This window comes from Algibacter sp. Ld11 (assembly GCF_045066735.1).
Lineage (GTDB): Bacteria > Bacteroidota > Bacteroidia > Flavobacteriales > Flavobacteriaceae > Algibacter.
On the sequence record NZ_JBISHH010000026.1, the window covers coordinates 33,754 to 59,240 of the forward strand.

General features: G+C 34.4%; 20 protein-coding genes. 12 read left to right on the forward strand and 8 right to left on the reverse strand.

Annotated elements, in window-relative coordinates:
* Nucleotides 1-10: 10 nt before the first annotated feature.
* Nucleotides 11-388: a Na(+)-translocating NADH-quinone reductase subunit F gene (locus ACJJV4_RS16955; protein WP_405296580.1), complete on the forward strand. Its 378-nt coding sequence runs from the start codon at nt 11-13 to the stop codon at nt 386-388.
* Nucleotides 389-1,387 (forward strand): FAD:protein FMN transferase, encoded by a 999-nt coding sequence (locus ACJJV4_RS16960; protein WP_405296581.1) that lies wholly within the window; start codon nt 389-391, stop codon nt 1,385-1,387.
* On the opposite strand, the gene ACJJV4_RS16965 is transcribed toward ACJJV4_RS16960, so the two are convergent.
* The 6 genes from ACJJV4_RS16965 to gpmI all read right to left on the reverse strand — a co-directional run bounded on the left by ACJJV4_RS16965 (nt 1,384) and on the right by gpmI (nt 6,214).
* A complete protein-coding gene (locus ACJJV4_RS16965) occupies nt 1,384-1,752 on the reverse strand; it encodes a DUF423 domain-containing protein (protein ID WP_405296582.1) in 369 nt (122 codons plus the stop codon). The genes ACJJV4_RS16960 and ACJJV4_RS16965 overlap by 4 nt on opposite strands.
* 28 nt (nt 1,753-1,780) lie before the next feature.
* Entirely contained in the window at nt 1,781-2,554 is a 774-nt protein-coding gene (locus ACJJV4_RS16970; protein WP_405296583.1) for a class I SAM-dependent methyltransferase, read from the reverse strand.
* A 6-nt stretch (nt 2,555-2,560) separates the two neighbouring features.
* Complete coding sequence (locus ACJJV4_RS16975; protein WP_405296584.1) at nt 2,561-3,346, reverse strand: DUF3050 domain-containing protein; 786 nt, start codon at nt 3,344-3,346, stop codon at nt 2,561-2,563.
* A gap of 8 nt (nt 3,347-3,354) precedes the next feature.
* Entirely contained in the window at nt 3,355-4,173 is an 819-nt protein-coding gene (gene map / locus ACJJV4_RS16980) for a type I methionyl aminopeptidase (protein WP_405296585.1), read from the reverse strand.
* 78 nt (nt 4,174-4,251) lie between these two features.
* Complete coding sequence (locus ACJJV4_RS16985) at nt 4,252-4,656, reverse strand: BT0820 family HAD-type phosphatase (protein WP_405296586.1); 405 nt, start codon at nt 4,654-4,656, stop codon at nt 4,252-4,254.
* 46 nt (nt 4,657-4,702) lie between these two features.
* The gene (gpmI, locus tag ACJJV4_RS16990) at nt 4,703-6,214 is read right to left on the reverse strand and encodes a 2,3-bisphosphoglycerate-independent phosphoglycerate mutase (protein ID WP_405296587.1); all 1,512 of its coding nucleotides are present in this window, start codon (nt 6,212-6,214) and stop codon (nt 4,703-4,705) included.
* Nucleotides 6,215-6,469: 255 nt separating this feature from the next.
* Between gpmI and ACJJV4_RS16995 the strand changes: the two genes are divergently transcribed.
* Nucleotides 6,470-6,868 (forward strand): ankyrin repeat domain-containing protein, encoded by a 399-nt coding sequence (locus tag ACJJV4_RS16995; protein WP_405296588.1) that lies wholly within the window; start codon nt 6,470-6,472, stop codon nt 6,866-6,868.
* Between the two features lie 476 nt (nt 6,869-7,344).
* Here the strand turns inward: ACJJV4_RS16995 and ACJJV4_RS17000 are convergent, their stop codons facing one another.
* Both ACJJV4_RS17000 and ACJJV4_RS17005 read right to left on the reverse strand, forming a co-directional pair.
* On the reverse strand, nt 7,345-9,129 hold the full coding sequence (locus tag ACJJV4_RS17000; protein WP_405296589.1) for a RagB/SusD family nutrient uptake outer membrane protein: 1,785 nt from the start codon (nt 9,127-9,129) through the stop codon (nt 7,345-7,347).
* Between the two features lie 20 nt (nt 9,130-9,149).
* Nucleotides 9,150-12,368 (reverse strand): SusC/RagA family TonB-linked outer membrane protein, encoded by a 3,219-nt coding sequence (locus ACJJV4_RS17005; protein WP_405296590.1) that lies wholly within the window; start codon nt 12,366-12,368, stop codon nt 9,150-9,152.
* Nucleotides 12,369-12,869: 501 nt separating this feature from the next.
* Here ACJJV4_RS17005 and ACJJV4_RS17010 point away from each other — a divergent pair.
* The 9 genes from ACJJV4_RS17010 to ACJJV4_RS17050 all read left to right on the forward strand — a co-directional run bounded on the left by ACJJV4_RS17010 (nt 12,870) and on the right by ACJJV4_RS17050 (nt 25,485).
* Nucleotides 12,870-14,075, forward strand: a complete 1,206-nt coding sequence (locus tag ACJJV4_RS17010) for a glycoside hydrolase family 88 protein (protein ID WP_405296591.1) — start codon at nt 12,870-12,872, stop codon at nt 14,073-14,075.
* Nucleotides 14,076-14,093: 18 nt separating this feature from the next.
* Nucleotides 14,094-14,960, forward strand: coding sequence for a hypothetical protein (locus ACJJV4_RS17015; RefSeq protein ID WP_405296592.1), 867 nt, complete (start codon nt 14,094-14,096; stop codon nt 14,958-14,960).
* Between the two features lie 13 nt (nt 14,961-14,973).
* The gene (locus ACJJV4_RS17020; protein WP_405296593.1) at nt 14,974-15,834 is read left to right on the forward strand and encodes an alpha/beta hydrolase family protein; all 861 of its coding nucleotides are present in this window, start codon (nt 14,974-14,976) and stop codon (nt 15,832-15,834) included.
* A gap of 243 nt (nt 15,835-16,077) precedes the next feature.
* Nucleotides 16,078-17,850: an alpha-L-fucosidase gene (locus ACJJV4_RS17025; protein WP_405296594.1), complete on the forward strand. Its 1,773-nt coding sequence runs from the start codon at nt 16,078-16,080 to the stop codon at nt 17,848-17,850.
* 24 nt (nt 17,851-17,874) lie between these two features.
* Nucleotides 17,875-18,966 carry a glycoside hydrolase family protein gene (locus tag ACJJV4_RS17030; protein WP_405296595.1) on the forward strand — a complete coding sequence of 364 codons (1,092 nt, stop codon included), beginning with the start codon at nt 17,875-17,877 and terminating at the stop codon, nt 18,964-18,966.
* A gap of 43 nt (nt 18,967-19,009) precedes the next feature.
* Nucleotides 19,010-20,338, forward strand: a complete 1,329-nt coding sequence (locus tag ACJJV4_RS17035; RefSeq protein WP_405296596.1) for a sugar porter family MFS transporter — start codon at nt 19,010-19,012, stop codon at nt 20,336-20,338.
* Nucleotides 20,339-20,350: 12 nt separating this feature from the next.
* Nucleotides 20,351-21,163, forward strand: a complete 813-nt coding sequence (locus ACJJV4_RS17040) for an alpha/beta hydrolase (protein ID WP_405296597.1) — start codon at nt 20,351-20,353, stop codon at nt 21,161-21,163.
* Between the two features lie 14 nt (nt 21,164-21,177).
* Nucleotides 21,178-22,668 carry a sulfatase-like hydrolase/transferase gene (locus tag ACJJV4_RS17045; RefSeq protein ID WP_405296598.1) on the forward strand — a complete coding sequence of 497 codons (1,491 nt, stop codon included), beginning with the start codon at nt 21,178-21,180 and terminating at the stop codon, nt 22,666-22,668.
* A 15-nt stretch (nt 22,669-22,683) separates the two neighbouring features.
* Nucleotides 22,684-25,485: a heparinase II/III family protein gene (locus tag ACJJV4_RS17050; RefSeq protein WP_405296599.1), complete on the forward strand. Its 2,802-nt coding sequence runs from the start codon at nt 22,684-22,686 to the stop codon at nt 25,483-25,485.
* Nucleotides 25,486-25,487 lie beyond the last annotated feature (2 nt).

Genomic DNA, 25,487 nt, shown 5'->3' on the forward strand with positions numbered 1-25,487 from the left:
TTTTTGTGGTATGAGTAAACCATTAACAAAACAAGAACTTCACAACTTGGCCATGAACCATGTTGGAAAAGATTTAGAAAATCGCGGTTTCGAGTTTATCGCTGTAAATAGTAAACTTAAAAAACATCCTCAATTTGTTTGTATGGATAAAACTAAACAATACTTTTTTGTTATTGTTAGGGCTGTTATTTTGCCAGAAAATCCAAATAATTACGATGTAGTTTGGATGGAGAGTTTTAAAAAGCATGCGAGAGAAAACGATGCTAAAGTGCTTTATGCTGGAGTAGGTATAGGAAGTATTAATGGCGAAAAAGAACCCCTTTACCTTAATGAAGAGTATTTGCTTGAATACAACGGAATACAAGTTTTGGAAACTAACTTAAATTAAATGAATAAAGTACTACTGCTACTTTGCATTGCATTTTTTTTTGGGTGCAAGCAAACCAATCCTCCAAAAAAAACTGTAGGTTTTGAAAACACAAGATTGGAAGGTTCTGTTTTTGGTACGTTTTATCAGGTAACTTACGATGCCGATGTAAATTATCAAAAACAACTAGATAGTCTGTTTTTTGTAATTAATAAATCTATGTCAACTTATATCGATGATTCCGATATTTCTAAATTAAATAGAAATGAATCTATTGATATTGATACCCATTTTAAAACTGTTTTTGAAACTTCTGAAGTTATATACAAAGCAACTAATGGTGCTTTCGACCCCACAATTGGCGCAGTTGTTAACGCCTGGGATTTTGGCCCAGAGGGGAAAATAGTAGATTTAGACAGCCTTAAAATCAATAATTTAATGCAATCTGTTGGTTTAAGTAAAGTTCAATTGGTTCATTCTAAAATTATTAAACCTATAGGCGCTTTTTTAGACTTTAACGCGATAGCAAAAGGTTATGGGGTGGATGTTGTAGGGCAATTTTTGGAAAGTAACCATGTGAAAAATTATTTAATAAATATAGGAGGAGAACTTCGAGCAAGAGGTATTAATAAAGCGAGTGGTAAGGTTTGGACGGTAGGTGTAGAGAACCCAAATTTTAACGGCTCTCAATCTATAAATAAGGTACTTTTTCTAAAAGACAAGGCGATGGCAACATCAGGAACATATCGAAAATTTAAAGTAGATGAAAAAGGAAATCGTTACGCCCATATTATCGATACAAAAACGGGCTACCCAAGTAAAACTAATCTATTAAGTATATCTGTAATAGCAGAAAATTGTATGACGGCAGATGCTTATGCTACAGCATTTAAAGCTATGGGCATAGAAAAAGTAAAAGCATTTTTAGCAACTCACCCAGAATTAAAAGTGTTTTTGATTTTTGAGAATGAGAATAAGGAGTTTGAAACTTTGAGTTTAAATGGTTTTGCAGATGCTTAAAAAGCATTAATTAAAAGTAACAACCAGCCACTAACCAGAAGCAGTCCACCAATGGGAGTAATTGGCCCTAAAAAACGAAGTTTTTTTTCTTTTGCGTCAGATAAAATTAAACCATAAATACTGAATGAGAATAAAATAATTCCTATTGTAAAACACCAGTAAATTTCAGATGTTCCATAATTAGCGTTTAAGCCCAAACACAAAAGAACAATAGCATGATACATTTGATATTTTACACCAACTTCAAAACTGTGTAATTGATCTTCAGATAAAATTTTTTTTAAAGCATGTGCTCCAAAAGCACCAAAAATTACTGATAACATGCCAAAAATAGCTCCGGTTGCAATTATAATTTGTTGTGTCATAATTCAGTAAATATTTAAGTGTATTTTTTTATTTATAAACCACTGGAATAATTTCTCCTTTAGCTAGGCAATATTTTTTTATGGCTTCCGCGGAAAGAGTGGCAGTATAATCAACTTCTTTTACAGTAAAACCTATGCTGCGTAGTTTATCGAAATAATCTTGGCCATAAACACGAACATGATCATATTGGCCAAATATATTAGCACGTTCTGCTTTATCAGTAATGGTATCATCTTCAAAAGTATGAGTTCTTAATAAATCTTGAGGAATTTGAAAAATACCCATACCACCTGGTCTTAGAACACGATACAGTTCTTGCATAGCTTTAGTATCATCTGGGATATGTTCTAAAACATGATTGCATAAAATAACATCGTAACTATTGTCTTCGAAAGGTAAATTGCAAATATCTGCTTTTACATCAGCAATAGGCGAAAGCAAATCTGTTGTGGTGTAATTTATGTTTTTAAGAGCTCTAAATCGTTTTAAAAAGCACTGTTCTGGTGCAAAATGAAGTACACTTTTTCTCTTTATAGTTTCAGAAAAGAAATCTGTTTCATTTTTTAAATATAGCCATAATAATCTATGCCTTTCTAGCGAAAGGGTAGAAGGTGATAGCACATTGTCACGTTGTTTTTCGTAACCATAAGATAAAAAGCTTTTAAAACTTTTACCATCTATCGGGTCTGTGTATCTGTTTCCTTTTAAAAAGAAAGCCAAAATAGGGCGCGCAACATAGCTTAGCCTTATTAACAAAGGCCTAGGAATAATATTTAATATAAGTTTAAAGAGCTTCTTCAAGTGATATTAAGCTAATGCTTTGTTTGATGTAATTAATGCTGAAATACCATCCCAAAGCGCAATTCTATATCTTAATGCATCTTGGGCTGTTTCTAAAGCTTCTGTCCATTTTATTTGATTGTTACCACATAATTCCTCAATCATTTTTAATGATAGCGGACCATGCTCGTCGCCATCCAATTCAATATGGCGTTCCAAATAATAGGTTAATTTACTGTAAGAGGCTTTGTGTTGTTGTTCCGATTGGTTAATGATTTGAAAAAACATATCAGGAATAACATCTTCTCTGCCAAAAGTAAAAGCAGCGGCAATTTTATGCGGAGCTTTAGTAGCAATAGCTTTAAAGGAAAAAGCCACAAAATCTTTAGTGCCTTTAGGTAAATTTAAAACTTCAATAGCTTTTGATACAGCAATACCTTGATCTATTTTTTTTATGAATGCTTCAATATTAGTTGTGCTTGCACCAATTTGTTGCATGGCATCCAAATACATTTCGAAATGACTTTTTGGTTCTCCAAATTCGTTAATATCACTTTCCTCTCCTAAAACAATTTCGTTTATAAAACGTGCCGTAGACGGATGTTTTACTGGGGTCCAAGGTACTGATGTATTGGTTAAATGGTTTTGCAACGCTTTTAGTAAACTCATAAAATCCCAAACGGCAAATACATGCTGTTCCATAAAGGTTTTTATATCATTAACTGATGCTAAATTACTATATAGTTTATGTGAATTAAGTGCTTCGCGTAATGGTTTTAACGCGTTTTCTACAGATTCAATAGTTATGTTCATATGTTATTTTACAGTACTAATGCGTTTTGGCGAAACTCATCTTCCTCATTGCTTGTAATACCTAATGCATCGTAGATGTACGCGAAGGTTGAAAGTAATTCTGGTTTTCCATCTACTAGAGCCACATCATGCTCAAAGTGTGCAGAAGGTTTATTATCTTGTGTTGTAATAGTCCAACCATCTCTATGTTGTTTTATACGATGCGTTCCTAAGTTAATCATAGGCTCGATAGCAACCACCATACCATCAATAAATTTCTTTCCTCTACCACGTTTTCCGTAGTTAGGCATTTCTGGATCTTCATGCATTTTTGAGCCTAAGCCATGACCAACTAATTCTCGAACTACGCCATAACCATGATCTTCACAATATTTTTGAATGGCATAACCAACATCTCCCACACGATTATTAGCTTTAAATTCGCGAATACCAACGTATAAAGATTCTTTAGTAACTTGAAGTAATTTTTCTGTTTCAGGATCAATTTCTCCAACCGCAAAAGTATAAGCGTGATCACCATAAAAACCATTTTTTAAAGCACCACAATCTATCGAAATAATATCGCCTTCAACTAAAGGTGTATTATTAGGAATACCATGTACTACTTGTGTGTTTGGACTCATACAAAGTGTATTTGGAAAATCGTAAAGTCCTAAAAAACCAGGTATAGCACCATGGTCTCTAATGTGTTCTTCGGCAATTTTATCTAGTTGAAGCGTTGTTACACCTGGCTTTAATGCCTTGGCAACTTCGCCTAATGTTTTAGAGACAATTAAGGCGCTTTCGCGCATTAATTCAATTTCTTCTTTTGTTTTTATTACTATCATATTTTAAAAAATAATGGCAAAGATACTTAAATTGCTACTACTTAAATGTGTTTGAAATGCAGATACTCAACCTTCAAACTATTTCAAGAAGCTAAAAAAACCTTTTTTCTGTTTAGGAATTACTGGTGTTTCATTCGTCAGTATTTGATAAACTTCACCCCAACCAATAAAACCACCAATATTTCTATCGTCAATAAAAATATCAGCATTAATTTTTCTACTAATATCATTGGTGTATTCTTCTCCAGCAAAACTGTTGTTTATAGCATAAAAGCTGATGCCGTTTGCTTCACAGAAAGCAACGGCTTCATCTAATCTTTTACCACATCTGTAAGTCCATAGAACTAAACGATGCCCATCTTGTTGTAACTTTTTTAAAGTTTCGAAAGCAAATATCATGGGCTTTCCTATTTTAGGATAAGCATCTTCAACTACAGTACCATCAAAATCGACAGCAATTATTTTTGTGTTATTAAAATTCATATTATTAGCGGAGGGTTGCAAATACTATAATTTCTGTATTTGATGTTTAAATTAAAGCATGTCGTGTCATTGCTTTTGGTTGTTCTACACCTATAAGTTTTAAAATCGTTGGAGCCATATCACCTAAAACTCCATCTTTAATACTCTTTAAGTCGTTGTCTATTAAAATAACAGGTACAGGGTTTGTTGTATGTGCTGTATTTGGAGAACCATCTGGGTTAATCATGGTTTCACAATTACCGTGGTCGGCAATTAATAGGGTAGTGTACCCGTTTTCTAAACCTGTTGTTACTACTTTGTTTACACAAGTATCAACGGCTTCGCACGCTTTTATTGCAGCTTCCATAACACCAGTGTGTCCAACCATATCACCATTTGCAAAATTTAAGCAAACAAAATCGGCTTCTCCTTTTTGTAATTCAGGAACTAAGGCATCGGTAAGCTCAAAAGCACTCATTTCTGGTTGTAAATCGTAAGTCGCTACTTTTGGCGAGTTTTTTAAAATTCGAGATTCGCCTTCGAAAGGAGTTTCTTGTCCACCTGAAAAGAAAAAAGTAACGTGTGGGTATTTTTCAGTCTCGGCTATTCTAATTTGCTTTTTTCCATTTTTGGATAAAACCTCACCAAGAGTTTCTGTAATGTTATCTTTATTGAAAATTACTTTTATACCTTTAAAAGCATCGTTATAGTTAGTGATGGTTACATAGTATAAATCTAATTTTTTTGTGTCGTATTCTGGGAAATCTTGTTGGTTTAACATTTCGGTTAACTCACGACCTCTATCTGTTCTAAAATTAAAGAAGATAACCACATCATCCTTTTCTACTTTAGCTACAGCCTCATTATTTTCAGTAATAATTAATGGTTTGATAAACTCATCGGTAACATCATTATCATAATTAGCTTGTATTTCCGCAGCAGGATTATTGGTTTTAGTTCCAACATTGTTTACAATAGCATCGTAAGCTAGTTTAACACGTTCCCAACGTTTATCTCTATCCATTGCATAGTAACGCCCTGTAATAGTTGCTATTTTTGCTTTTGTACCTTCAGTATATTTTTGTAAATCTTCAACATAACCTTTACCAGATTTTGGATCGACATCTCTACCATCTGTAAAAGCATGAACATAAGAGTTTACACCTGCTTTATTGGCTGCGTCTATAAAACCACGTAAATGGCTAGTATGTGCATGTACACCACCATCGCTCAATAATCCTAAAAAGTGAACATTTTTGTTATTATCAGCAGCGTATTTTAAAGCATCTATTAATACTTTTTCATCTTTAAGTGTATCTTGTTCTATAGCTAGATTAATTTTAGCTAAATCTTGATACACAATTCTACCTGCTCCTAAATTCATATGGCCAACTTCACTATTTCCCATTTGGCCTTCTGGTAAACCTACATTTAGACCATCGGTCCTTAAAGTAGCAAAGGGATATTTTTTATATAGAGAATCTATGAACGGTGTGTTGGCATTATCGATAGCTGAAACTTTTGGGTCTGGAGAGTTTCCCCAACCGTCTAGAATCATTAAGATTACTTTTTTATTCATTTTATTTGAGAATTTTATGAAACACTACAAAGATACATAACTTGACCTAAGTGACCATTAAATATAGCTTGAAAATAGCGTGTTTAATTGGGGTTTGTAGATATGTTTAAAAATGGAGGTTTTGCTTAATTATATCGAAATTAAATGAATAAAACTCAATATTATTTAATTTTTATGTAACACTTTAAAGTTTGCGTCGTCTTTTAAGTATATCAAAAAACATAATCAATTTAATCAAATCAAAAATCTTTCATCATGAAAAAATCAATCATTATTTCCGCAATCGCATTATGCTTTTCTTTAGGAACCGTAAATGCAACACCTTTAAATTCAACTCCTAATACTTTAGAAAGTGTACGCTATTTTAAAGTGAACTCTTTTTGTGTCTCTATCGCTTTAGGTGATATAGATACCGTTATGAAGTTGTTATCTTTAGGTGAAGACGTAAATCAAATTTCTAATGGCATGACGCCGGCTATGTACGCCGCAAAGTTTAACAGAACTGAAATTCTGGAACTTTTAATAATACATGGGGCAGATTTGAAAGCTAAGAATTCTAAAAAAATGACAGCTGCTAAATATGCTGAAATTCATGGCGCTTCAGATGCTGCTTTAATAATAGAAGAAACATTAGCCTCGAAAAAGAAAAAATAATTATTAGCATACATAATTATTTTGAGTTAGTCACTCTAAAAAAAAAGCTGCCTTAATTGGTGGCTTTTTTGTTTCAGGGTTTTTAGTATTGTTCATAAAAAAAAAGCAGCTATAAAATATAACTGCTCATTTTCAATTAAAAAAAAACTAACTCAAACTATAATAATATTTTCTCTCAAAACTTATTTAGGTTGTTGTTTGATATCTACTAAACTTTAAACGATATAATAACGACTTCCTTTTACAATAATATCTCATTATTAAGGTTTTGGCTATAATTTATGATTCAATATGTATAAAATATCAGTTATTTTAAGGGTTTTTACTGATGGGTACAATAATATTTGAAATTATAGAGGCATTAAGTTTGTTTCAGTAATAACTTATTATTTTAAGTTGATTAGAATATAAAGTAAAAGCGACAAATCGAATTTTCGATTTGTCGCTTTTAGATAAACAATCTTAACTAAAATCTACTAGTAACCAGGGTTTTGTAGTAGGTTATCATTAAGACCTAGTTGAGTTGTTGGTAAAGGGAATAAATAGTTGTCTATAGAAAAGTTACGCGTTGAAGCGGGTTGTATAACAAGACATTCTCTCATTCCTACTCCCGTTGTTGTGCTCTCCGGACTGTGGCTGTAAGAGCTAGGAGTGTATAATGTGTCATTACCTTCATAGATAGTGCCTTCAATAACGGCACCATAAACAGCTTCGCCTAATTCTTGCTCTGCAATTCCCCATCGTCTTAAATCACTATATCTAGAACCTCCCTCGGCATAAAGCTCAATAGCACGCTCTCTTCTAATTTCAGTTTTTATATCCATACCATTTGCACTCAAGAAAGCATTTGTAAGGGCTGGTAAACCTGCTCTAGCCTTAATTAAGTTAATCGATTCGTTCATTTGAGCATCAGTTAAGCTTCCATTTAATTCGTAAAGCGCTTCTGCATACATTAAATACACTTCAGCTAAACGTAGTAAAGGAATGTCGTAAGCTTCTGTTTCTGTTACTCTATAGGCATTTTCTGTACCCCAATTCCAACTCATAAATTTAGAGTTAAAGTAGCCGTTATTTCCTGTTCCGCTTAAAACAACATCGCCATTTTGCGGTATTTCTCCAAGGTTTCTGTGGTAAGTGAAATAAGCTCTCATTCTATAATCTCTATTTTGAAATTCATCTGGTGTATTGGCGTAGCCTAAGAATTTATCAGATTGGTCAATTGGTAAGCCATCGTCACATAAAAATAAATCCATCATTTTTCTACTCGGTTTCAACCTGCCTTCATAAACATGACTTACAAGCGTATTGGCTTGTCTAAATGTAAAGTCGTACTTACCGTATAAAATATATTCTTTATTTGTTGCTTTATCTAACCCTGCAGGGTTAGATCCGCCGTCTTCTAAATTAAATAGAAAGTTTGAACTTAAATTGTCAAGGGCACCATTATAGTCCCATAATTCATAAGCTCCAGAATTCATTACTGCCTGACTCAGTGTAACAACCTCCTCTAAGTAAGTGTTTATATTTGTAGCTTCGAAACCAGCACTTCCGGCTCCAGAGTTTATACCGTCACCATCTGTAGATGTTCCTACATATTTCATCCAAGTAGCTTCGTGCAATAAAACTTCGGCTTTAAAGGCCATAGCGGCTTCTTTACTAATTTTTCCTTTATCTTCTCCACCTATACTGGTTTCATTTGGTAGACCAGCAATAGCATCATCCAAATCTGTTATAATTTGGGCAACTACTTCATATCTACTATTTCTAGGACCATATAATTCTGGTGAGTTTACATCTAAAGAAGATGTTACTAAGGTTACACCGCCATAACGCTGTACTAAAAAGAAATATTGATAAGCTCTATGGAATTTGGAAGCTGCTACATACGGAACAATACTTTCATCTCCATTGTATGTTTCAGCTCTTTCTATGAGCAGGTTTATATCACGAATATATTCGTAAGTATCTGTATAGTAGTCATCATCTACTGGAGCTAAAGTTTCTCCTCTCGCATATTCTTGCATATCGCCACCTTCAAAAAAGCCAACTAAATCTGAACCGTGATCTGAGAAAATACCTTGATCACCCCATCCCATTAAATAGGTGTAAAACCTGTTTGAACCTGTTAGAAAATGTTCGGCTTCATTGTAATACACGTCGTCGGTGATTGAAGCGGGTGGTGTTAAGTTTATAAACTCATCTTCACAAGATGTAAAAAACACCATTATGCATGGTACTATTGTATATAATATCTTTTTCATTTGTATTTGTATTTTATTCATTAAAGAGAAACTTTTAAACCTAATGCCCAAGTTCGCATAAATGGATATGTAGCATTGTTTGCTCCTGCTTGTGATTCAGGATCGTATCCATCCTTTACACTTGTCAATTCAAATAAATCATTACCTGAGAAATAAACTCTAAATGTATCAATAGGTGTATTTCCTATTTTAAGTCCTTTTACATTGTATCCAACGATTAAAGATTTTAATCTTACATATTTATTGTTTTGTTTCATGAAATCTTTATTGATATAGTTCCAGTTGGCAACATTTCTTTGTGTAGATAGTCTTGGGAATTCCGCATTTGGATTATCTTCGGTCCATGTTTTACCTAACCAAGTTGCAGATTGATTTTGCCATATTTGTTGAAATGGTGCTGAGAAATATCCTGTTCTTACAATATTTTGGTTTAATGTTCCTTGGAAAAAGGCACTCATATCCCAATTTTTGTATTTAACATCGAAATTAAACCCAAACACATGATGTGCGGCAGAATCTCCATGATATTTTAAATCTTCAGTATCAATAACGCCATCTTCATTTGTATCTACAATTCTTGTATCTCCAGGTACTAAACCTGCAGTTGTACCTTGAGCAGGTAATATACCGCCAGAATATTCGGCATAGTAGGCGTCTACTTCGGCTTGGTTAGCGAAATATCCATCGGTATTATAAAGGTAAAAAGAGTTAATAGGTTTACCTTCAACCACTCTTTCATCAGTATTGTCGCTAGTATCTACTAGATTTAATCCAGCAACAAAAGCGTCTGCACCATCATAACTTACAACTTTATTTCTTGAGTCGCTTAAATTGGCAGCTACGCTTACATCAAAATCCCCAAGTTGACCTCTCCAACCTAATTGAACTTCCCAACCTTTTGTTTGTAAATCTCCAGAGTTTGTAAGTGGAGCAGATGCTCCTAAAATATCTGGATATACCAAGCTAATAAGCATGTCTTTATTGTCTTTTTGATAAAGGTCAACAGATCCAAATACTGAGTTGTTGAATAGTTTAAAATCTACACCTATTTCTTTAGTTAATATACGTTCCCAAGTTGTAGTGTTACTAAATAGACTACTTGCTATAGAAGTTACTTGTTGTCCAGCGTTGGTTTGCCCAAAAACAGTGTTTCCAAACCCTACTGTTGATAAGTAACCAAAGTTTCCAAAGCCAGATGTACTACCTAATTCTCCATAACCACCGCGTAATTTCAAGAATGAAAGTGTGTTACTGTCGCTTAGAAAATCTTCTGCGGTTAGAACCCATCCTCCAGAAACACTGAAGTAGTTAGACCATTTTTGACCTTCGGCGAATCTAGAAGACCCATCTCTTCTTCCTTGAAGTTCGAATAAATATTTAGATTTATAATCGTAATTTACACGCCCAATGTAGCCAAAAGCACCCCAGGTATTTCCACCACCTGCTGTTTCAATATTCTGATCTGTAGCACCTAAATTTAAATCATAAACACCATAATCTACAAAGCCAAATCTTTTAGCTCTAAGACCGTTGTTTTCATTTTTCTCAGCTTCAACAGCTAATAGTCCTGATACATTATGATCTCCAAATGTGTTGCTGTAATTTAAAGAAGCTTTATAGTTCTTGTAGATAACATTGCTAGTTTCTTCCTCAATATACGTGTTGCTTGGAGCATTTATATAGGTTGCAAAATCTCCTTGCCAGCTATGAAGAGGAACTGATAATACATATTCTTGATCTTCACTGTTTTGTTTACTAAATGCGTAAGAACCTGCTAAATTTAGGTTGTCTGTAAGTTTATAAGTCGCTTGTGCAAAAATCTTCATTTGCTCATCTATAAAATTTTGACGTCCTCCATCTATAACCTGTGCAACAGCATTTCTTTGACCTGCAATATCAACACCACCAAAAACAGAGTAGTATTGTCCTTGATCATTATAAGCAGGAAATAAAGGTGCATCATATGCCGCGGCATCTCTTGCTAGACCGCCAACGGGCCCTGAAAAGTGTCTATGAAAATAAGTAATGTTTGTATTTAAACTTAGCCTATCGCTTACATCTACATTGTAACTAGCAGCAAAATTGTATCTATCTGAAGAGTCATCTGCCACTTTTAGTCCACCTACATTTTCATCATACCCGGCAGAAATTCGGAAGTTACTTTTTTCTGAACCACCAGACACACTAAAGTTATGTTGGCTCGAAAATGAGTTTCCGAAAAGGTCATCAAATCTATTCCCTTCGGCTAGCCATACTCTACCGTTAATTGGTAAATCGTAGTAACCTTCTTCACCAGCAGCTATTCTTTCTAAAATCTCTCTATTATCCCAAAAGAAATATCTCGGTGCTTTTCCAGCTGCAATATCTGAGTCCACCGCAGCAAGATAAATATCTCCATATTCCGTCATTGTAGGTGTTGGAGGTCTAATTCCAATAGTACCCATTCTCAATACTGTACTAAAATCAACCTTAACATCTCCTTTACCTTTTTTTGTTGTAACTAAAACAACACCTCCAGCAGCTCTAGAACCATAAACTGAGGCTGATCCACCTTTTAAGACACTAATACTTTCGATATCGTTTGGATTCATATCATTAAATGATGATGAATTTATGGCAGGAACACCATCAATTACTATCAGCGGGGCAATCCCGTTAACTGATGATGATCCTCTAATAAGAAAGTTAACATCTTCATTACCTGGCCTAGAGGAAGTACGTGTAACTACCAATCCAGGTGTTCTACCTTGTAATGCAAGAGCAGGGCTACCAACAGCTAAATCTTCAAAAGCTTCAGCTTTAATTTGCTCTACAGCACCTGTTAATGTTTCCTTTTTTGCTGAGCCATACCCAACTACTATAACTTCGTCTAAGGCAGCAACGTCAGATTCTAATGTTACATCTATTTTTGATTTACTCCCAACAGTAATTTCTTTTGTTACATAACCTATGTAAGAAAACGAAATAACTGCACTGTTTGAAGGTACTGTAATACTGTAATTTCCATCAAAGTCTGTTACAGCTCCTGTATTTGTACCTTTTACAATAACATTTACACCGGGAATACCCATGTTGTCTTCTGCTCCAACAACGGTTCCTGTAACGGTTTTGTTTTGTTCATTTGTTGGGGTTGTGGTTGCGTACCCAACATTAGTCATGCTAAAAAACATAAAGGCCATTATCCAAAATAGGCTTAGTGGTTTTTTCAGACTGATCTGATTTTTGATTGTTTTCATCATAAAAATTAGTTTGTTTGTTTAGATACTCCTTTAATTTTTTGTAGAGATTAAAGTGATTATTTACTGTTAAATCTCACAGAAATTTAGGAGCGATTATAATCTAGTTTTAGTTTTACAATAATATTTTATTTTTTAGTTTATACTTGTAACTTATAGATTTATCAATATAAATTATGATTCTTTTTGCTCGAATTGGACATTTTGAATGATTGAAAAACAGATGTGGCTTACATGTTGTTTTTAGTAAGTGGCTCTTTTTGTATGATTTAGTTAGTTTTTTGATGTTGGAGTGTGGGATGTGTGTACTTGTTTTTTACAACGATGTAAATTGATGGTGCAGAGTTTGAGTCTTTTATCATAAATGGCAGTTTTAAGCTATAATTTATAGCTTTCGAATGATGATTTAAAGGTATAGGTTGGAGTAATTTTTAAATTGCATTATTATTAAAAGTAAATTTGGTTAGTTCTATATTTAAGAAGAATATTTAAAAATTAAAAAGAATGAGTTCAGGTAAGTTTTTGTTTTTCTTGTTGGTATTTGTATGTTTTTCGTGTAACTCAGCAAAGAAAGAATCGTCCATAAATCAATCGTCTACACTTAGTGTAAATGCGGCTCTAAATCAAAATATTGAAAAAATTAAAGCGGTATCTCAACAGCTTACTTTTTACGATAGTTTTCCTAGACATATTAACACGAACAAAAAACAATGGAGTTTTGTTAAACCTAAAGATTGGTGTAGCGGTTTTTATCCCGGGATTTTATGGTATGCTTATGAAGAGTCGGGAGATGAGGTTCTTAAAAATAAAGCCATTAAATTCACCGAAACATTAAAACCCATAGCCTACAGTCCTGCGAGAAATCACGATATCGGTTTTCAATTATATTGTAGTTATGGTAATGGTTATAGGTTAACTGGAAAACAAAATTACAAAGAAATTTTATTGGCAGCAGCCGATACATTAGCAACATTATACAGCCCGAAAGTTGGAAGCATTTTATCTTGGCCTTCACAAATTAAACGATATAACCACAACACCATTATAGATAATATGATGAATTTAGAGTTGCTTTTTTGGGCATCTAAAAATGGTGGAGATAAAAGTTTGTACGATATAGCTAAAAGTCATGCAGAGCAAACTATGAAGTATTTGGTTAGGGAAGACGGTTCTGCATTTCATGTTGGATCTTTTGATATAGAAACAGGAGCGTTTTTACAAGGCTATACACATCAAGGTTATGCTAACGAGTCTATGTGGGCGCGAGGGCAAGGTTGGGGAATTTATGGTTTTGCAATGGCATATCGTGAAACTGGTGATTCTAATTTTTTGAATACTGCCATAAAACTTTCAGATAAATTTTTAGAGCGTTTACCGGAAGATGGTATTCCGTTTTGGGATTTCGACGATCCTAAAATTCCAAATGCACCAAAAGATGCTTCTGCGGCAGCGGTTGCAGCATGTGGTTTAATGGAATTGTCAGGTTTGGTTCAAGATGAAAAGTTAAAATCTAAATATTTCAACGCAGGCAAAAAACTCGTTGAAATACTATCATCTAGTGCTTATTTGAGTCATGCTAAAAATGATGCCTTGCTATTACATTCCACAGGAAATCACCCTAAAAATAAAGAAATGGACGTACCAATTATTTACGCCGATTATTATTACATGGAAGCCTTATTACGTTTAAAGAAACTTGAAAATATTTAATAAACATCGCATTTTAAAATGAAAAAGCTTGCTTTTATTCTTATTTGTATCACACTAACTTTTAGTTCTAATATTTTCGCACAAACTGTACCGTATTCTATTGGTCGTATTGTGGTAAGTTCTGATGGCAATGAGCACGATCATGATGATTGGGCTGCTACACCCTTTACACTAGCGCTGTTGGCAGCAAAAGGACTTCAAGATAAACTTACAGTTTACACGTTTAGTGATCATATTTGGGGGAGCGATTATCAAAAGAAAAAAGGAAAAGCCGAAATGTTAATAAGTGCTTTTGAAGGTCAAAAAATATATAATTTTAAAAAAAGTAATTTCTTAGAAGCGGTTGCCGATTCTACCAAAGCCATTAATGCCATTGTAAAAGAAATTAATAAATCTAAGGCGAGCAACCCGTTAACTATTGTGGCTGCTGGGCCTATGCATGTTGTGGGATCTGCTATTTCACAATCAAAAAAAGCAAAATTAAAATATGTAAGAATTATTTCTCATTCGAATTGGAACGATAGACACTCTGATAAACCTTATGATTGGGAAGAGCATTCTGGTTGGACTTGGAACGAAATTAAAGCGAATTTTGAGTCTTTCGGATTGATTTGTGATAGAATATCCGATCAAAATGGCGGGAAAGATTATGAAGGGATGAAAGCGCCAAAAGCCATGTTCGATTGGATAAATACTTCACCAATAAGAAATACTTCGGAAGAAGCGAAAAAACAATTAGATTGGTTATATCAAAGGCAATTAACTTGTGTTAAAAAGGGAGATTTCGATCCGTCGGATGCTGGTATGATTATCTATCTGTTAACCGGAAAACAAAAAACAAGTCCTGATGATGCAAGAGTAATTATCGAAAATCCAGTACATTAAACCAAATTCAAAAATGAAAAGAAATTTCAGCCTATTTATCATCATATTTATCAGTTTTCATTGTTTTTCTTCTGAAATAAGGACTACGGAAGAAAAATCTAATTTTGAAACTTCAATTAGAAATAATTCCGAAGAAAATGAAGTCGTAAAAAAGGAGTGGAATGGTTTTAAAATAAAGGAAGCAACGTTAAACGGCCTGGCTTATAAAGTGGTGTTTCCAAAAAAAGCAAATAAAAATAAAAATTGGATATGGCGTGCTAGATTTTGGGGTCATGAGCCACAAACTGATATAGCGCTTTTAAACGCGGGGTTTCATGTGTTGTATATTGAAGTTGCTAATTTATTCGGAAGTCCGAAGGCTGTTAATATTTGGAATGATTTTTACGATTTCATTATAAAAAAATATAAATTAAACCCTAAAGTCGTGCTAGAAGGCATGAGCAGAGGCGGATTAATTGTTTTTAATTGGGCTAACCGTAACGCCGAAAAAGTAGCTTGCATTTATGCCGATGCACCGGTTTGCGATTTTAAAAGTTGGCCTGCTGGACAAGGCACTGGTGATGGCTCTAAAAAAGCTTGGCAAACTTGTTTGAATGTTTATGGTTTTACTGAAGAAGTAGCGTCTCAATTTTCTGGAAATCCTATAAATCATATGGAGTATATTGCTGTTCAAAAGGTGCCAATTTTAATTGTTGTTGGCGATGCAGATAAGGTTGTTCCTGTAGCAGAAAACAGTGCTTTATTAGAGCAGCGTTTAAATGGTTTAGGTTGGGAGTTAAGCATGATTCATAAACCTGAAGTAGGGCACCATCCACATTCTTTAAAAGATCCAAAATCTATTGTAGATTTTATTTTGAAGGCAACTAATCCTTAATTTTATTGGATTCTTTTTGTGTATAAAATCCCTGAAAAAGTTTACTTAATTCCATGTAAAATGTAACGTTTTATTTTTGTTTAAAATCGTTCAACGGCTTGTTAGTAGCCTATTTCATTAATATAACATATAAATAAGCTATAGTTTATATGGATAGGTTCATGATTTATACCGTAAAAAGTCTATTATTTTTATTATTGTATCTATTATGTTTTTTTAGAATAAATAATAAAAAATTCAAGGATGAAAAAATCAGGTATTTGTGCAATGTTGTTTGCTTTTCTTTTAGGAACAGCATGTGGTTCTAAAGTAGAAAAAGCTGTAGTTGCCGAGGCGAATATCAATCCGGAAAATATAACAGATGAAGCGCGTATGGAATGGTGGCAAGACGCCCGATTTGGTATGTTTATTCACTGGGGTATTTATACGGTTCCTGCTGGTTTTTATAACGGCGAAGCACAAACAAATAGTGCCGAGTGGATTATGAATAAAGGCAAAATTCCGGTTGCTGAATATGAGAAATTTGCAGACGAATTTAATCCAACAAAATTTAATGCCGACGAGTTTGTGGCTTTAGCCAAACAAGCCGGAATGAAATACATGATTATCACGGCTAAACATCACGATGGATTCTCGATGTTCGATTCTAAAGCCACAGATTACAACATTGTAGATGCCACGCCTTTTAAACGTGATATTTTAAAAGAATTATCTATTGCCTGCCAAGAGCAAGGTCTTAAATTCGGTTTTTACTACTCGCAAGCTCAAGATTGGCACCATCCGGGTGGTTTAGGGAATAGCTGGGATAAATCTTTTAAGCGTGTAAGTAGCGACGAGTATGTTTACGAAAAGGCACTTCCAGAAGTAAAACAGTTACTTACAGAATATGGCCCGATATCAAATTTTTGGTGGGATACACCTCGTGAAATGACAAAATCTGTTGTCGATAGCCTGCATCACATTACTACGGCATTGCAACCATGGATTATTACAAACGACCGTTTGGGGGACGATTATCCTGGAGATCATAAAACTTTTGAAAGAAATGGGCCAAGACATCAACCCGAAGCTAAATATTGGGAATTATGCCAACCCGTTAGTGGTAGTTGGGGTTATCGTAGCGACGATGATAATTTTAAATCGATACCAACTTTAATTCATAATTTAATAGACCAGAGTAGTAAAGGCGGAAATTATTTATTGAATGTAAGCCCAACCCGAGAAGGCATTTTAAGAACGGAAGCCGTTGAGCGCATGAAAGCCATTGGTGCTTGGATGAATGCAAATTCCGAAGCGATTTACGGTACACAAGCAAGTCCAACTTCTACCGAACCCGATTGGGGACGTATTACCATGAAAACTATTGACGATAAAGCATTACTTTATCTTCATGTTTACAACTGGGAAGATGGAGCAGCGTTGCCAATTCGATTAAAAAATAATGTAGAATCCTGTTATTTACTTACAGATGAAAGGAGAACGTTTAAAACCGAAACTTTAGATCATGGAATTCAGGTGAAATTAACTGGAAAAGAGACAGATAGCGTAGCTTCTGTTATTGTTTTAAAGTTGAAAGAAATGCCTAATGCATTACCTATAAAAGCTTTAAGTCAAGATGAAAACGGATTAGCTCTACTTACAGCATACAGAGCGCAATATGAAAACTTACAAGGACCAGGCGCCCTATACAAAGAAGAGTGGGATTGCGTTAGCCATTGGGATAGCGAAACGGCTCGAGTATATTGGTCTTTCGAAATTGATAAACCAGGCACATTTAATGTTGAGCTTGGTTATTCAGGAAGTAAATCTACTGAAATTACAGTAGCACTTGCAGGAACTTCTAAAAATGTAAACGTTGCCGCAACAGGAAGTAATCCAAAACGATTTAAAAAAGCAGACTTAGGACAATTTACAGTGGATAAACCTGGTAAATATGAGTTGTCCTTAATGCCTGTACCCGGAAAATGGAATGCCATTAATTTGAAGGACATTAAACTTCAACCCGTAAAAAAATAATCACCGTTTAATTGAATTTGTAAAATGATGAAGTATATTTTTCTTTTGTTTATTGGATGTTTGTTCTCTTGCGGTGCACAAAATAGTCTATATAATAATTTAGATGAAGCACCTATTGATGGCGGCTTGCAAATGGACGATTATTGGGTTTGGGGCAGTTCTGTTATTAAGGGAGACGATGGTTTGTACCACATGTACGCTTCACGCTGGCCAAAAATGTTGCCTTTTCATCCGGGTTGGATGGTCGCTTCAGAAATTGTACATGCTACATCAAAAACTCCACAAGGACCTTATCAATTTCAAGATGTCGCTTTAGGCGATCGTGGTACTCAATATTGGGATGGTAAATCGTGCCATAACCCGAAAATTGTAAAATATAAAGACACTTACATTCTTTACTACATGGGATCTACACATCCTTTTGAGGCAGTTACGGAAGCTAATGTTAGCGATTTCAATTTATCTAGTAAATGGTGTATTGCTGCACGTTGGGGAAAACGCATTGGTATAGCAACTTCTAAAAGTCCAAATGGTCCATGGAAACGTCAAAATGCACCAATTTTAGAGGTTAAGCCAAATTCATATTACAGCTTTTTAACCTCTAATCCTTCGCCCTTAATTAAAGAAGATGGATCGGTAGTTTTACTTTTTAAAGGAAGAAGTTATAAGGAAGATGAGGTTTCGCAAAGCGATATGAGTATCGGCGTGGCTACAGCACCAAGTTTTGATGGTGAATATACTGTTATTGGCGATAAACCTTTATTTTCTATGGAACGCTTTGGAGAAGTGGAAGATCCTCATTTATGGAGTGATGATTATGGTTATCACATGATAGCAAAAGACCAAAGAGGTTTAATTACCAGAGGAAAAGGTGACGGATTGGTAGCGCATTCTGAAAACGGTATCGACTGGATAATAGATGAAAATCCAAGAGCTTATACAAAAACTGTAAAATGGAACAACGGAAAAACTATTAAGCAAGGGCAGTTGGAGCGACCTTTTGTTTTTGTAGAAAACGGAAAACCTACACATATTTTCTTCGCTACTATGGATGGACCTGGTGGATTTGGAAATGGTACAAAAACTTGGAATATGGTTATTCCTCTCAAAAATTAATATAACTAACTAAATATTTTAATACAATAAATACAGATATAACATGGACAAAAAAATATTATTATGGTCAATTACTGCAGCTCTTGCGGGATTTTTATTCGGCTTTGACGTGGTAGTAATATCGGGTGCCGATAAAAAATTACAAGCTCTATGGGAATCATCCGATGCTTTTCATGGTTGGGTTGTTATGGGTATGGCTCTTTGGGGTACCGTAATTGGAGCTATTTTTGGTGGTTTTCCAACTAATAAATACGGACGTAAAAATACCTTAATAGCTATTGGTGTTTTATTTGCAGTTTCAGCTATAGGGTCTGCATTATCAAACGATCCTTATATATTTGCCTTTGCTCGATTTATTGGTGGTATTGGAGTTGGTGCTTCAACCATCGCAGCGCCTGCTTATATCTCTGAAATCGCACCAGCAAAGGATAGAGGACGTTTAGTAGCCTTGTATCAATTCAATATTGTGTTTGGTATTTTAGTAGCTTTTTTATCTAATTACTTATTAAGTGGTATTGGTGAAAATGCTTGGCGATGGATGCTTGGTGTAGAAGCCATCCCTGCTGTTTTTTATATTTTATTCGCGTTAAAAGTACCTAAAAGTCCACGTTGGTTATTGTCTCAATCAAGAGTAGCAGAAGCAAAGTCTGTATTAAAAATGATAGACCCAGATGCAGATGTAGATGAGCAAATAAAAGAGTTTACATCACATTCTGATGCTAGTGATAAAACGGAAACTATTTTTATTAAAAAATATAGATTCCCATTAACTCTAGCGTTTTTGATAGCCTTTTTTAATCAATTATCGGGGATTAATGCATTTTTATACTATGCACCACGAATTTTTGAAGAAGCAGGTTTAGGGGAGAGTACGGCACTTTTAAGCAGTGTTGGTATTGGTGTTACAAATTTGGTATTCACATTGTTAGGTGTGTTTTTAATTGATAAATTAGGAAGGAAAACCTTAATGTATATTGGTTCTGTTGGATATATAATTTCATTAGGCTTGGTATCTGCGGCGTTCTTCTTAGGCTGGACGGGTATGGCTGTACCCATTTTTTTGTTTTTATTTATTGCAGCACATGCTATTGGACAAGGCGCAGTAATTTGGGTATTTATTTCTGAAATTTTCCCTAATCATTTACGTGCTTCCGGACAATCTTTTGGAAGTTCAACACACTGGGTTTTAGCGGCTTTAATTCCATCATTAATTCCATTTTTATTTAATCATCCCATGATTGGTGCTGGCGTGGTATTTTTAGTATTCGCAGGTATGATGGTATTGCAATTATTGTTTGTAGCTTTCATGATGCCAGAGACTAAAGGTAAAACTTTAGAAGAGCTAGAAGATATCATCTTAAAGAAAAAATAAAAAGTTATTTATATGAAAAAGTTAGTTGGGTTTTTATTCGTTTTTTGTGCATCATTATCGCTATATGCTTCAAAGATTGATACGTTGGTTGTGCATAGTACAACGATGAATAAAGACATAAAAAACGTGGTGATTACGCCAGATTCATATCAAAAAAATGGAAAGCGATTGGCTGTTGTTTATTTGCTTCACGGAGCAGGAGGAAACCACACGGCATGGTTGAGAAAAGCTCCTAAAATTAAAGTATATGCCGATTTATATAACGTAATTATTGTGTGTCCCGATGGCCATAAAACGAGTTGGTATTTTGATAGTCCCGTGGATAATAGTATGCAATATGAAACTTATATTTCTAGAGAACTTGTAACCCAAATAGATAATAAATATAATACCATAGCAGATAAAAATCATCGCGCTATTTCTGGATTAAGTATGGGCGGTCATGGAGCACTGTATTTGGCTTTTAAGCATTCTGATATTTGGGGCGTTGCAGGAAGTATGAGTGGAGGTTTAGATATTAGACCGTTTCCCTTAAGATGGAGTATTTCTGAAAGATTAGGCACATACGCACAGAATCCGCAGAATTGGGAACAAAACACCGTAATTAATTTGGTGCACTTACTAAATGGGAAGAATTTAAAATTTTTGTTTGATTGTGGTGTAGACGATTTTTTCTACGATGCTAATGTAAGGCTTCATAAAAAACTTGTAGAACGCAATATTCCGCACGATTATATTGAGCGTCCTGGTGGGCATACCAATGCATATTGGGCCAATTCCATCAAATATCATATGGTGTTTTTTAACGATTTTTTTAATAATTAAAATAAATAAAACTAATGAACTTTAAAACAGTTTATCTTTTTTCATTAATTACTTTATTTTGTTTGTCTTGTAAAAAACACACAGGTACAAATACCGAAGCAAAAGAGGTAGAAACAGCCATTTCAACTTTTGTAAATAGCAAACCGAATATTGTGGTATTACTTTGTGACGATTTGGGTTACGGCGATTTGTCGTCATTTGGACATCCTATAATCAAAACTGAAAATTTAGATAAATTAGCCAATACTGGAATTAAATTAACCAATTTTTACTCAACAGCTCCGGTTTGTTCTCCGTCGCGTGCCGGTTTACTAACAGGTAGAAGTCCAAATAAAGCTGGTATTTACGATTTTATTCCTGGCTTAAAGAAAAGCCCAGATAATAGAGATTTAGTGCATCTCCAAGCACACGAACAAACTATTCCGGCTATGTTAAAATCTGTTGGTTATACCACTTGCTTAGTTGGTAAATGGCATTGTAGTTCACAGTTTAATTCTGATAAGCAACCACAACCCAATGATTTTGGTTTCGATCATTGGTTTGCAACACACAATAATGCCTCACCTAGTCATGAAAATCCAAATAACTTTGTTCGAAATGGTGAAAAAGTTGGAGTAATACAAGGTTTTAGTAGCCAAATTATAGTTGATGAAGCTATTAATTGGTTGGATAATAAGAAGGGCGACCAGCCATTTTTTTTAGAAGTTACTTTTCACGAACCACATGAGCCTATTGCGTCACCAAAAGATTTGGTGCAAAAATATTTACCACTGGCAGATAATTTACAGCAAGCAGAGTATTTTGCTAATGTAGAAAATGTAGATCTCGCTGTTGGACGTTTAGTTGAGCATTTCGAAAAGAACAATATGGATAATACACTCATAGTTTTTAGCTCTGATAATGGTCCGGAAACTTTTATGAGATATTCTAGAGCAAAAAAATCTTATGGTTCGCCAGGAGAATTAAGAGGAATGAAACTTTGGACTAACGAAGCCGGTTTTAGAGTGCCTGGAATAATTAATTGGATTGGCAAAAAAACATTTACAGGAACAACCGACAAAGTAGTTTCAGCATTAGACTACTTGCCAACATTTGCAGAACTTTCTGGAGCAAAATTACCGAATAGAAAACTTGATGGAGAATCGTTTACAGCACTTTTGGAAAATGGTGATTTCGATAGAGATAAACCATTAATATGGGCATTTTATGATGCTTTAAATGAAAGAAAAGTAGCTATGCGTAAAGGCGATTGGAAAATTTTGGCAAGTATAGAGGCCGATGGAAAAGCATTACCAAACATACATAACTTATACGATGGTAATGAAGCATTAGTTAAAAATGCAAAATTAATCAATCATGTGTTGTTCAATTTGAAGCAAGATATTAATGAATCTGAGGATTTATCTTCAACCAAAGCTGAGGTTTTTCAAATTATGAAAAAAGCCTTAGAAATAGAATATAAGAACTTGCTAGACGAAAGTCATATTTGGGTAAGAGAAGAATAGATTATGATTAAAAAAGTGTCTTTATTATTTTTTTGCATCACCATTTTTTTTAGTAAAGATGCTTATGCTCAATTTATATTTCCAGAAGAAATTATAAAAGCACATCCGCGTTTAATTTCTTCGGAAGTAAGTCGTGAAGATATGTTGTTTCAAATAGAAACTTCGGGTGATGTAAAAGTATCTTATGAAGCCTTTAAAAGCAACGTTTTAAAATATGTTAATCAATATAAAACAGATCCAGAATGGTTGTCGTCACGTTTTCAAATGTATTGGGAAAGTCATGCCAGCGATATTTTTGTAAAAGGAGCATTTTATTCTCATGCCAAGGGAAAAGCGCCTGTGCCAACGGTTCGTTTTACTGGCCAGCGTGATTATGTAACCGATTATAAAACACCTAAGTTAGAAGATGTAAAACCGTATTTAGAAGATAAACGCGGGCTTTTTCTTCAGAATAAAATCACCAATAATTGGGAGTGGGTGAAACCATCCAAAACGGGTCGTGTAATTGAGAATACCAATGAAAATATTATGAAAATTGCTCGTGATGCGGCTTTGGTTTATTACATTGAAGAGGATGAAGATTACGCCATATTAGCACATCATCTATTTGACGTGTATATGCATGGTTTATATTATAGAAACGAGCCTATAGATTTAGAACATGGTAATGGCCAGAATGTTATTGGGTTAACGTCTTTTCAAGTTATTAAAGAAAATATAGTAGATGAATTGGCAGAGTGTTACGACTTTTTATACCATTATATTCAAAGTAAACATCAAAATAAAAACACAATTTACACGACGTCTTTTAAGAAACTAGCCGAAATTATTATTAAAAACGGTGTGCCAGACAATAACTGGAATTTACACCAAGCTAATAAAGTTATTGAAATTGCTTTAGCATTAGATGAAGACCAAGCTTATCAAGACGGAAAAGGATGTCAATATTATCTAAATCGTGTTTTTAATCAATCGGAAGCGAGACAGTGGTCGGTTAACGATGTCTTGAATTATGGTTACGACCAACAAAATGGTATTTGGAACGAAAGTTCTGGATATGCCTTAAGTGTTGCCGAGGGGTTTACACATTTGGCAGGTGTAATTCAAGAAGCTTTAGAAGTCGATATTATGCCAAATATGCCAGTTATTCCAAAAGCTGTTAAAGTGATGCCGCAATATGTTTACCCAAATAAGCTTATTGTTGCTTTTGGCGATTCGCATTATGGCGAATTAAAAACACAACCGTTTTTAGATTTAATTAGTAATGCTCAAAAGTTTAATAAAAAAGTACAAGAAGAAGAATTTACAGGCATGCTTTATATGCTGAAAAATAAAGACCAATTATTAAAACCGAGTAAACCTAAAGATGCTTTTAGAGCATTGCTTTATAATACAAAAGTAAATTTAGACACTAGTATTAAAGCGGCCAATATTACGGATTATACTACGGCCTCATTCTATGCACCAAACGTGAGCTGGGTAGCAATGAGAAACGGCATGGATAAGGAAAACGGGCTTATGATTTCGCAGGTGGGGTCTGTTGGTAACCATGCACATTCCAACGGAATTGCTATGGAACTTTACGGAAAAGGTTATGTTTTAGCACCCGAAGGTGGTCGTGGTTCTAGTTATTATCGAGACGATTATCGTAATTATTATTCGCAATTTCCAGCACACAACACGGTTTCGGTAAACGGGAAATCGCAGTATAATAAAATGCGCAGTTATTACCCGTTTCAAGTAAATACACTGTATCCAGCTTCAGAAAAAAAATCAGGATTTTACCCAAATATCAATTTTTCCGATGTGTATTTTCATGAACCTAGCACAGATTCAGACCAAAATAGGATAATGAGTATTATTCGAACGGGGGAAACTTCAGGCTATTATATCGATATTTTTAGATCGAAACAGAAAGAAGGAAAAGCTAAATATCACGATTATTTCTATCATAATTTAGGACAAGAATTAGATTTTGAAATAAGCAATAACCAACCTTTAAAATTTCAAACGTCATCAAAATTAACTTCGAAATCGGGAAACATAAAGGCTTACGATTTTTTGTTCGATGAAACCTCAACTAAAATAAAAACACCATTTAGAGGCAGGTATACTTTATCAATCGATAATGAAAAAGTAATTATGAATATGTGGATGAATGGGAATGAAAATCGAGAACTTTTTAAGGTGAAATCGCCGCATTCCGAAGCGTTCCGAAAAATACTTCCTGAAGCTATTGAAAAAGCTCCATTGCTAACCACCGTAGTGAGGCAATATGGAGAAGCATGGAATAAGCCTTTTGTGGCAGTTTACGAACCCTCAACAAGAGAGAGACCAGAGATAATTACTTCAATAAAAACATTTGAAGTTGAAGATAAAACAACAAGTTTTGTTGGTATACAAATTGAAAGTAAAGGGGATAGAACTGATTTTGTTTTTTCATCAGACATTAAAGATTCTTTTAGTCATAATAATATTGATTTTACGGGTACTTATGGTGTATTAATCCAAACCACGCAGCAAACCACACTTTTTATTGGTGCAGGACAAGACATAAGCTATAAAGGGTATAGCATCGAAATATTAGGAAAACAATCAAGTTCAGCTACTTTGGTTACTGGTGAGCAGTTCAAGCTAACTTGTAATGACCCTATCTTACTGAGCGTTCCAGATGTTTATAAAAATGGTGATGTAGTTTTAAATATGGGTTTTCAACAAGTACAAGGAAATAGGCTTACAGTAAATGATAAAAAAGTGGTTCAGTTTAAAGTGTTGCCAACCGATTTTCAAAATATTTCAATCAGAACTAAAGAATAAAT